Source organism: Glaciimonas sp. Gout2 (genome assembly GCF_035018905.1).
In the GTDB taxonomy this organism is placed as follows: Bacteria; Pseudomonadota; Gammaproteobacteria; order Burkholderiales; family Burkholderiaceae_D; genus Glaciimonas.
The window spans coordinates 1-6,721 of record NZ_JASJXA010000082.1; the positions used below are offsets into that span (position 1 = coordinate 1).

9 protein-coding genes are annotated in these 6,721 nt (G+C 48.8%); 7 read left to right on the plus strand and 2 right to left on the minus strand.

All coding sequences use genetic code 11. From position 1 onward, the window contains the following. The first annotated feature begins 558 nt into the window (after window positions 1–558). The 3 genes from QN379_RS22730 (at window position 559) to QN379_RS22740 (ending at window position 2,621) form a co-directional block, all read left to right on the plus strand. A complete protein-coding gene (locus tag QN379_RS22730) occupies window positions 559–1,113 on the plus strand; it encodes a YbhB/YbcL family Raf kinase inhibitor-like protein (protein ID WP_322238608.1) in 555 nt (184 codons plus the stop codon). A 168-nt stretch (window positions 1,114–1,281) separates the two neighbouring features. Further along, on the plus strand, window positions 1,282–1,977 hold the full coding sequence (locus tag QN379_RS22735; protein WP_322238609.1) for a hypothetical protein: 696 nt from the start codon (window positions 1,282–1,284) through the stop codon (window positions 1,975–1,977). Continuing rightward, complete coding sequence (locus tag QN379_RS22740; RefSeq protein ID WP_323507698.1) at window positions 1,974–2,621, plus strand: RES family NAD+ phosphorylase; 648 nt, start codon at window positions 1,974–1,976, stop codon at window positions 2,619–2,621. The genes QN379_RS22735 and QN379_RS22740 overlap by 4 nt, the downstream gene beginning before the upstream one ends. On the opposite strand, the gene QN379_RS22745 is transcribed toward QN379_RS22740, so the two are convergent. Next, on the minus strand, window positions 2,595–3,638 hold the full coding sequence (locus QN379_RS22745; protein ID WP_322238611.1) for a diguanylate cyclase: 1,044 nt from the start codon (window positions 3,636–3,638) through the stop codon (window positions 2,595–2,597). The two genes, QN379_RS22740 and QN379_RS22745, sit on opposite strands and share 27 nt — an antisense overlap. Before the next feature lie 285 nt (window positions 3,639–3,923). Between QN379_RS22745 and QN379_RS22750 the strand changes: the two genes are divergently transcribed. Both QN379_RS22750 and QN379_RS22755 read left to right on the plus strand, forming a co-directional pair. Beyond that, window positions 3,924–4,718: an enoyl-CoA hydratase gene (locus QN379_RS22750; protein WP_323507699.1), complete on the plus strand. Its 795-nt coding sequence runs from the start codon at window positions 3,924–3,926 to the stop codon at window positions 4,716–4,718. Window positions 4,719–4,989: 271 nt separating this feature from the next. Next, complete coding sequence (locus QN379_RS22755) at window positions 4,990–5,718, plus strand: Bro-N domain-containing protein (RefSeq protein ID WP_323507700.1); 729 nt, start codon at window positions 4,990–4,992, stop codon at window positions 5,716–5,718. A gap of 114 nt (window positions 5,719–5,832) precedes the next feature. Here QN379_RS22755 and QN379_RS22760 read toward each other — a convergent pair whose 3' ends face one another. Then, entirely contained in the window at window positions 5,833–6,153 is a 321-nt protein-coding gene (locus tag QN379_RS22760) for a hypothetical protein (RefSeq protein ID WP_323507701.1), read from the minus strand. Window positions 6,154–6,299: 146 nt separating this feature from the next. Between QN379_RS22760 and QN379_RS22765 the strand changes: the two genes are divergently transcribed. Both QN379_RS22765 and QN379_RS22770 read left to right on the plus strand, forming a co-directional pair. Next, window positions 6,300–6,473, plus strand: a complete 174-nt coding sequence (locus QN379_RS22765; RefSeq protein WP_323507702.1) for a hypothetical protein — start codon at window positions 6,300–6,302, stop codon at window positions 6,471–6,473. Then, a partial coding sequence (locus tag QN379_RS22770) for a hypothetical protein (RefSeq protein ID WP_323507703.1) occupies window positions 6,474–6,721 on the plus strand: 248 nt, incomplete at its 3' end. It lies immediately after the preceding gene.

A 6,721-nucleotide genomic window follows, 5' to 3' on the forward strand; every position in this document is an offset into this window, starting at 1 on the left:
ATGACTGATAATTATAAGTAAAGTATGAGTAGAGGTATTTGATGTAAGTATATGAATTTTAAAGTTTATATGATTCATAAATAACGCTCGTTGAAACCGATTATATTCACTCCCCATTTGTTTCAGCTTCTAAAATGTGCATGTATTGATGTATTTTATTGATATAAATATATGATTTAAATAGTCTTTTTTACAGTTAGTTCGCAAGCCATGATTCGATCTGTGCTCTGCAGTGCCTATTGAAGATCGTACATCGCGCAGTAGGTGTCATCATGCGCTGCTTCAAATCCGGGGCATTTTTTTGCAATAAAACAACATCAAGTAGAACTTGACTAACACCGTTTTCGCTTCAAAAGATGTGTTTGGCGTTATGATTATTGATTGGTATTTTGCAAATAGTCGTAAAGCCATTCAAAATGCATTAAGTAATAATTACATTGCATCAATCGTATCGATTCCAATATATGTTATGAATTCGCTTTTTTCCGTGCCGAAGTAACTTTTTAAGTCAGTCGTTATCAACGCCAACCAACAACCAACAACCATTCGAGGGCTCATATGACATCTTTAAGGATTTTCACAGCCGCAGTATTAGCTGCAATGTTGTCGCTGTCGGTCGGATTTGCTTATGCAGAAGGGATGAAAGTCACTTCCACTGCGTTTTCTGACGGCGGCGTCATGCCCGCAATGTATGCTGGTGACGCCGCTGGTTGTGGTGGAAAAGGCGTGTCGCCGCAGGTTTCATGGTCAAATCTTCCGGCAGGCACTAAAACTGTGGCTATTTTATTATTCGATCCTGATGGAAATAAGGGCCTTGGGGTGTCCCATTGGGTTGCCTACAATATTGCCAGCGAAGCAGGGCAATTAAAGCAGGGTGACGGACAGGTTGATGGCCCCGATGTAACCGTTGGCAAAAACATATCTGGCGCGCAAGCCTATCGTGGCGCTTGCCCTCCAGCGGGCGATATCCCTCACCATTATGTGTTGACAGTGATTGCGTCCGATCTCGCACCGATGAGTTTGCCGAAAGGACTTAATCGGGATGAACTGCTCGCAGCACTCAAAGGCCATACGTTTGTAGGGCAGAGTGTGGTTGGACGGTACGGTCAATAATGAATACGCGAACAATTCAATAATAGGGCAATGTTTGCAGTCTTAGCCCGTATGTAATGGTATGCCGAATAGCGATAGTGTGGCCCGTATGCGTCGACTCAGTACCTCATATTTGATGATTTTGATTGGGTATAGTAAAATACAATCAAAATCATCAATGGGTGCTTTATGACCAAAATACGCCACCAGGAAGTCACACCAGGCAACGTTCTGACGTTCCAGTCCTGGCCGCCGAATCAGAAAGAGGCACGCCACGCCGTGCCGGATAGCCAATCGACACACGCGTATTTAATCGGCGTCAACAGTGACCAAGCGTCACGCGTATTGGAAACCTTACTCCCTTTTCTTGATCAACTGCTGGTCGAAAAAACAGGGAAAGTGCGCGAAAAAAAGCTGGAGGATCTGGTGGAGTTCATGACCGGCCAACTGGTATCGCCGTCTGCTGTCGATACCCAGATGGCGCTTCGACTGGCGACCCGTCGTGCGCGTATTCTCAATGAATTTGGCTATATGACTGCGGAAGATCTGGCTGAAAAAAATAACTCCCGTTCTGCAAATCGCAGTGCCTTAGCAGATAACTGGAAGAAACGTCACCAGGTATTTTCTGTCAGTCATCGCGACGATACAGGAAAAACGCGTGAAGTTTTCCCGCTCTTTCAGTTTGAAGATTACAAGCCGATCAAAGCGATTCAACCGGTTTTAGAAGTATTTGATGACAAAAAATCTCCTTGGAAGGTGGCATTCTGGTTCGCGTCAAATAATGGTTGGCTGCCCAATCAAGCCCGGCCGGTTGATTTGCTAGAGGCTAATCCAGACGCGATATTGGATGCTGCCAAACGGGAAACCGCCGGGAACGCCGCTTGACGTGCCGTGCGCCCGGGGTATCGCTCGATCCATTGATCGAAATCTGGCCCGCAGGACAGATAATCCACGTAGTGCACGACGTTGCTTTTACGCCAGAGAGTTTCAATCCGGGAATAGATGCCAAAGGTGTCTTGCGCAATCCAACCCGATTTGCACCCATCAAAGGGCTTGCTGGAAATGTTGTGCCTTATTTGTACGGCGGCTCGTCGCTGGAATGCGCTATTTTCGAGACGGTCTTCCACAATATCTCCATCGATGCGGAAGATAAATTTGTGGATCTGGATGGTTTTGCCATGCGCGGATACGGCGAGATCACACCGCAACGTGATCTGCAACTAGTCGATTTAACAACCGATGGATTGCACCGGCTCAAAGTACCTAAGGCTGAGTTGATCAACAGCGCACCATTCGACTACTGGAGAACTGCGAGATGGGCAGAAGCGATCCACCAACAATTCCCGCACGTTGACGGTATGCGCTGGATGTCTCGTCAACGCGATCGTGATCAGGCGGTTGTGCTGTTTGGAGATCGGGTTGCTTCTGCGTTGGCCGGAAAGCGCATCGGCGGCGCACTCAAAGGCAACGATTTCTTTCGTCAGCAAATATTGACTTTAGCGTTAAGAGTTGGGATCGACGCTGACTAGAATCTGCTGACATGTCGCCGCATCCACCTGGACTGCAATAACCCGATTGCGCCCTGCATGCTTGGCTTGATACAGGGCGGCATCAGCAGCAGCAACAAGTTGTGAAGACTTGTTGCTGCCGGTCTCAGCGCTGACAGCGTTGACTGTTGCAGCACCAATGCTGATCGTCACTACACCGCCGGTAGAGGCCGAATCAAGAATCCCGAGTTGTGCGATCACTGCCCGAATACGCTCTGCGACGGCTTGCGCCCCCTCAAAAGTTACTTCTGGCAGGATCACCGCGAATTCTTCGCCGCCATAGCGCGCAACCAGATCATAGGCGCGTAGCGGAGTGTTGGCCATGGCAGCGGCGATGCGCTTAAGACATGCATCACCAGCCTGATGTCCATAGCGGTCGTTGTAGTCTTTAAAGTGATCTACATCAACCATCAATAACGTCAGCGGGTGAGATTTTCGGATGGCACGATGCCATTCGGCTTCTAACGTTTCGTCGAAACAACGCCGGTTAGCAATGCCAGTCAGACCGTCTTTGGATGCCAAATCTTGCAAAGCACTTTGCGCTTCCTTTTGAAGCGTTATGTCACGTAACGTTTCAACGACAGAAATCAGGTGTCCAGTTTCATCATAGATCGGTCCGGCATCGATAGCGAGATAACGTCTGGTGCCGAGTTGCGGCATCACGCACCAGTTCTCTGCATAAAGCCCGTTAGGTACTTTTTCAATATTTTTATTCCATACGTAAAGGTCATTTACATCTCTTGTCCGCTCATGAATGATGAGATCGGCAAGACAAGGGCGCGGTGTGGAATAGAATCCGCGCCAATGGTCTGATGTGCCAATCATTTCAGAAGCGGGGATGCCGGTGAGGCGCTCACAAGCCATATTCCAAATGACCACTTTGCATTGTGGATCTAGAACAAAGGTAGGTACAACCAGATGCTGCATAAGACGGACCGCAAAATTGTGCTCTTCTTTACTTTTCCTGGAAATCATTGCATTGCTCTTTATAATTTTCATTATTTGATCGTGTTCCGAAGAAATAAGTTAATCAATGTGAATCATTAACTTTTTTGTCCGACTATTGATTCAGACATTATTCACTAAAATCAGGTGTAGTGAAAGAGATGTAAAGTAAGATTTTAAGACGCATAAATGCTGCAACGATTAAGGATCATATTCTGGTTTTGGCGACAACAAAGCCAAGCCTCTTCAATAAATTGTAGGTAGGATCAGCTTAACGACAGCATCGTCAACTTTATTGCTGCTGAGTAAAAATATAATTAGCACTTCAGGAGCGCTTAAATGTATCAATACAGCCAACCGTCCGACGCAATACTAATCAGAGAAGACCGCGATGGTGTCGCGACACTTCGCATGAACCGGCCCCTGCAAATGAACGCGTTGTCCGAGAACGCGCTTGATGCATTGCAAACGGCATTTGATGCCATTGCCATCGATTCCAGCGTGCGTTGTGTCGTCTTGTGCGCTGCTGGAAAAGCCTTCTGTGCAGGGCATGACTTACGCGAAATGAGAAGTAATTATCACCTCACTTATTACCAGGCGCTGTTTGCACGTTGTAGCCGCCTGATGATGAGCATTCAGGCGCTGCCGATACCGGTTATCGCGCGGGTGCAAGGCATTGCCACGGCGGCGGGATGTCAATTAGTTGCCAGCTGCGATTTGGCGATCGCCTCAGAGTCAGCGCGGTTTGCGGTATCCGGCATCAATGTCGGCTTATTCTGCGCAACACCGGCCGTCGCCTTGTCGCGCAATATATCGACCAAACGCGCATTCGACATGCTGTTCACAGGACGCTTTATCGACGCCGCCACCGCCGCGGATTGGGGACTAATCAACGAAGCCGTTCCAGAGGATGCCTTGGACGAGGCAGTAGCGCGCAAGGTAGCCGTGATCGTCAGCAAAAGCCCGACAGCGGTGCGCTACGGCAAAATGATGTTCTACAAGCAAAGGCAAATGGCGCTCGGCGATGCCTACGATTGCGCCAGCGAAGTCATGGCGCGTAACATCATGGAGCCTGATGCGGCAGAAGGGATCGACGCCTTTTTGGATAAGCGTCAGGCGGTATGGCATTCTTGATGGAGCACGAACGGGGCAGGATTACGCAGGTACGAATATATGGACCCCCGAATCTCTCTGAGATTTGCGTGTGAGCATGTTTGGCTCAGATTCATTAGCTCTGCGGTGATTTTCATACAAACTACCTATGGACGTATTCCGCCTTTGAGATTGACTTATTGCTTGACGGAAATTGTTTCAACGCTTATTCTTTAGCAATGGTGTTAAACCCACCTTAAGAGCCGGCGTGCCACCCCGTTAATCGTGGCGTTGTGCAATTAAGGAGAATATAGTGTCTACCGTTTACCAATCATCCGTCCTGCCTGCCACCTTTACCTTCGGCTACCATACCGTGCGGACTATCGAAAAGAACGATCAATTCTGGTTCTTCGCCAGCGATGTCTGTGCGGTGTTGCACGTTACTGACGCGCCCCAAGCCTTGTCCCGTCTCGATTTGTACGAAGTTGATAACATCATCGCCAATGATGCCATGGGCCGCCCTCAAGAAACCACACTCATCACCGAGTCAGGTCTTTACAGCTTGATCATGCGCAGTCGTCACAATCTGGCCAAGGCGTTCAAGCGATGGGTAACGCACGATGTCTTGCCCATCCTGCGTAAGCAAGGTCAACCCCAAAAGGGGCAAAAACGTCCAGACACTATCGATGTAAATGCGCTTTTGCTCACTGGAATGGCTACACCAAGTATCGCTAGGCCAACCTTGGTCGATAAGGCGATTGATCAGCGCGCCCGGCAACTTTCTCGTGAGGCTTTCCACTTAATTCGCGCGCATCTTCAGCGGCATGTCGCCTACCAATGTGAGGTCAGCCAGCCTAACCCCCGACTAATCGTTGATAAAGCACTCGATGTTATCGCTCAAGGCACATTGGGTGCGGCGCTGGCGCACACCTACCGCACCGAACTTAACGCCTGCGAACGCTGGTTGAAAATCGCACAAGGCGATATCAACGAATCGCTCGCCAGACTCCAGGCGCAGAAGGCGCTGAAACAAATTCTATAATGGTTGTTAGAGTTATTTTCTAGCGCCGACAGGTCCACCATGTCCGCAACTTTTGCTTGTAGCGATGACGGAGCCAAATTGCCTCCGTGCCACCGCATAGGTCCCAATTGTTAATCAACCCAGTTTGATCAAATTTTTAAGCATGAGTGGTCCGGTCAACCGAAGAAGAAGGCCACCTTCTGCGATCTTGCCGAGCAAAATAGGTGCAAAACCAAACTGCTCGGCTAAACCTGCGACAGTGATGCTAGCGTCGTCGTCGTTGCTCGCGACGAACACAACGCGACGGCCTTCATGTTGAGACGGGTTGCTTGTCAGGACTGCAGCGGGTAGTTGGTTGAAGGCTTTAACTACCTTTGCGCCGGGTAGTGAAAGGTCCACGATGTCGGTGGACTCTACACCGCCTAACTCTTCCGACGTGACATCGCGTGCGTTCATTTCAACTCGTTCTCAGGGACCGATCGGTTTTAATGACGGGGCAAGACTACGGTGTGATGTCTCCGCAGACCTGGCGTCCGGCCGACCTGTGAGCGAAGCATGCCTTTCTTCTAAACGGTATCGGTTGGGGAAGCATGCCGTTGCACATGATTGAACGCGACCTTGCTACTGGTGCCCTTGTTATGTTGCAAGTTGAGGGCATACCTGAAGGCGCCATGAAGCTGGCTATGTCGGCTGACCATCCCGCTGCGTCACCTCCAGGACCTGACAGAGAATGGTTTATTGAACGCTTGAAAATTTTTCTTGATGAAACAGCTTAGGTGCAAAATAGCGTAGGTATCGAGCCCGGCGAAGTTAAAAGTAAGGTAGGTGGCGTATTGACTCAACAGCCTGAAAGCGTTGATTGTGATTCGGCAAACGGATACACAATATGCCGATTACATCGAATAATTAAAAAACTTTATGCGGAAATTGATCGTTCCGTGGCAAAATCCGAAGTTACGAAATATGTTCATGATTATCCAAAAAGTGATGGTGTTCATTTTTTTGATTCTGATTGTTGTACATG

Excerpts from the sequence above, each read along its gene's own strand:
- QN379_RS22730 (WP_322238608.1), top strand. The coding sequence starts at position 559 with ATGACATCTTTAAGGATTTTCACAGCCGCAGTATTAGCTGCAATGTTG.
- QN379_RS22735 (WP_322238609.1), top strand. The coding sequence starts at position 1,282 with ATGACCAAAATACGCCACCAGGAAGTCACACCAGGCAACGTTCTGACG.
- QN379_RS22745 (WP_322238611.1), bottom strand. The coding sequence starts at position 3,638 with ATGAAAATTATAAAGAGCAATGCAATGATTTCCAGGAAAAGTAAAGAA.
- QN379_RS22750 (WP_323507699.1), top strand. The coding sequence starts at position 3,924 with ATGTATCAATACAGCCAACCGTCCGACGCAATACTAATCAGAGAAGAC.
- QN379_RS22760 (WP_323507701.1), bottom strand. The coding sequence starts at position 6,153 with ATGAACGCACGCGATGTCACGTCGGAAGAGTTAGGCGGTGTAGAGTCC.
- QN379_RS22765 (WP_323507702.1), top strand. The coding sequence starts at position 6,300 with ATGATTGAACGCGACCTTGCTACTGGTGCCCTTGTTATGTTGCAAGTT.